This is a genomic window from Streptomyces durocortorensis, from assembly GCF_016901035.1.
In the GTDB taxonomy this organism is placed as follows: domain Bacteria; phylum Actinomycetota; class Actinomycetes; order Streptomycetales; family Streptomycetaceae; genus Streptomyces; species Streptomyces durocortorensis.
On sequence record NZ_JAFEUF010000463.1, the window covers coordinates 1 to 1,884 of the forward strand.

General features: G+C 71.2%; 2 protein-coding genes. Both read left to right on the plus strand.

Going from position 1 to position 1,884, the window contains the following annotated elements:
• Positions 1-53: 53 nt before the first annotated feature.
• Positions 54-941 carry an ABC transporter permease gene (locus tag JS521_RS35430; protein ID WP_205086956.1) on the plus strand — a complete coding sequence of 296 codons (888 nt, stop codon included), beginning with the start codon at positions 54-56 and terminating at the stop codon, positions 939-941.
• Positions 914-1,828 carry an ABC transporter ATP-binding protein gene (locus JS521_RS35435; RefSeq protein WP_239488281.1) on the plus strand — a complete coding sequence of 305 codons (915 nt, stop codon included), beginning with the start codon at positions 914-916 and terminating at the stop codon, positions 1,826-1,828. The genes JS521_RS35430 and JS521_RS35435 overlap by 28 nt, the downstream gene beginning before the upstream one ends.
• Positions 1,829-1,884 lie beyond the last annotated feature (56 nt).

A 1,884-nucleotide genomic window follows, 5' to 3' on the forward strand; every position in this document is an offset into this window, starting at 1 on the left:
CTCCCTTTCCTCCCCCTCCTGCTCTCGTCCGAGCGTCCCTACCTGGAGCCGTCATGACCGTCAGCCATGCACCCCCACCCGCCGTACCGGTCCACCGTGAGAAATCCTCCGCGCTGATGCGTACGCCGCCCGAGCTGGAGGCCGTCGTCCCGGCGTCCGTCCGCCGGTTGCGGCTGCGGGGCACTCCGCGGTGGGTGCGGCGGGCGGTCGGGCCCCTGCTGTTGCTCGCGCTGTGGCAGGTGTTCAGCGCCACGGGGGTGCTGGACCCCGATGTGCTCGCCTCGCCCGGGACCATCGCCCGGGCCGGCTCCGATCTGGTGGCCGACGGGACGCTGCCCGCCGCGATGGGGGTCTCGCTCCAGCGGGTGATCGTGGGGCTCCTGCTCGGCGGGGTGATCGGGACGTCGCTCGCCCTCGTGTCGGGGCTCTCGCGGCTCGGGGAGGACCTCGTCGACGCGACCGTACAGATGCTGCGGACCGTGCCCTGGGTGGGACTCATCCCGCTGTTCATCATCTGGCTCGGGATCGGCGAGGCGCCGAAGGTGGCCCTCATCGCCCTCGGGGTGGCCTTCCACCTGTATCTGAACGTGTACGCGGGGATCCGGGGCGTCGACGCCCAACTCATCGAGGCCGGAACGTCGTTGGGGCTCGGCCGATGGGGCCTGGTGCGGCATGTGGTGCTGCCGGGAGCGCTGCCCGGGGCCATGACCGGTCTGCGCTACTCACTCGCGACGGCCTGGCTCGCGCTCGTCTTCGGCGAGTCGATCAACGCCGACGCCGGGATCGGGTTCCTGATGAACCAGGCCCGGGAGTTCTTCCGGACCGACGTGATCGTCGTCTGTCTCGTCGTGTACGCCTTCCTCGGCCTCACCGCCGACGTCATCGTCCGGATCCTCGAAAGGCTGCTGCTGCAATGGCGACCGACCTTCACCGGCCAGTGAAAACCCTCCTCGACTCCGCACCCGGGCCCTCTACGTCCGCCGAGGACGCCGAGGCCTCCGAAACCGCCGTACGGGTCGAAGGGCTCACCCGCTCCTTCGACGGGCGTGCCGTCATCGACGATCTCGATCTCACCCTCAAAACAGGTGAGTTCACCGTCCTCCTCGGACGCAGCGGCTGCGGCAAGTCGACCCTGCTGCGGGTGCTGGCCGGGCTCGACCGGGAGATCTCGGGCACCGTCCTGGTCCCCCGCCGCCGCGCGGTCGCGTTCCAGGCTCCTCGCCTGATGCCCTGGAAGCGGGTCTGGCGCAATGTGCTGCTCGGACTGCCCGGCAAGCCCGAACGTGCCGTCGCCGAGCAGGCGTTGGCCGAGGTCGGTCTTGCGGAGAGGGCCGGGGCGTGGCCCAAGACGCTGTCCGGCGGCGAGGCGCAGCGGGCGTCGCTGGCCCGTGCCCTGGTGCGCGAGCCCGATCTGCTGCTGCTCGACGAGCCCTTCGGCGCACTGGACGCGCTGACCCGGATCAAGGCCCAGCAACTCGTGGCCGAACTCTGGCAGCGGCGCGGCTGCGCGGTGCTCCTGGTCACCCATGACGTGGACGAGGCCCTGCTGCTGGCCGACCGGGTGCTGGTGATGCGGGACGGGCGGATCGCGTACGACACTCCCGTCGCACTGGACCGGCCCCGCGAGGTCGGCTCCCCCGGATTCACCGGTCTCCGCTCCCGGCTGCTGGCCGAACTGGGCGTCGGGGGCGTGGGCCGTGCCCCCGCCGAGAACCCAGGCCGCGCCCAGGCCCGTACAGAGACCACGGAGAGCACGGAGAGCACGGAAAACCTCGGCGCATCGCCCGCCCCCCCCCCCCCCCCCCCCCCCCCCCGCCCGCACGAATAAAAAAAAACCCGCCCCCCCCCCAACCAAACAAAAGGGAAGTACGGCAGTGGGAGTAT

Bases quoted from the DNA above. Each gene is read 5' to 3' on its own strand.
- JS521_RS35430 (WP_205086956.1), top strand. From the start codon at position 54: ATGACCGTCAGCCATGCACCCCCACCCGCCGTACCGGTCCACCGTGAG.
- JS521_RS35435 (WP_239488281.1), top strand. From the start codon at position 914: ATGGCGACCGACCTTCACCGGCCAGTGAAAACCCTCCTCGACTCCGCA.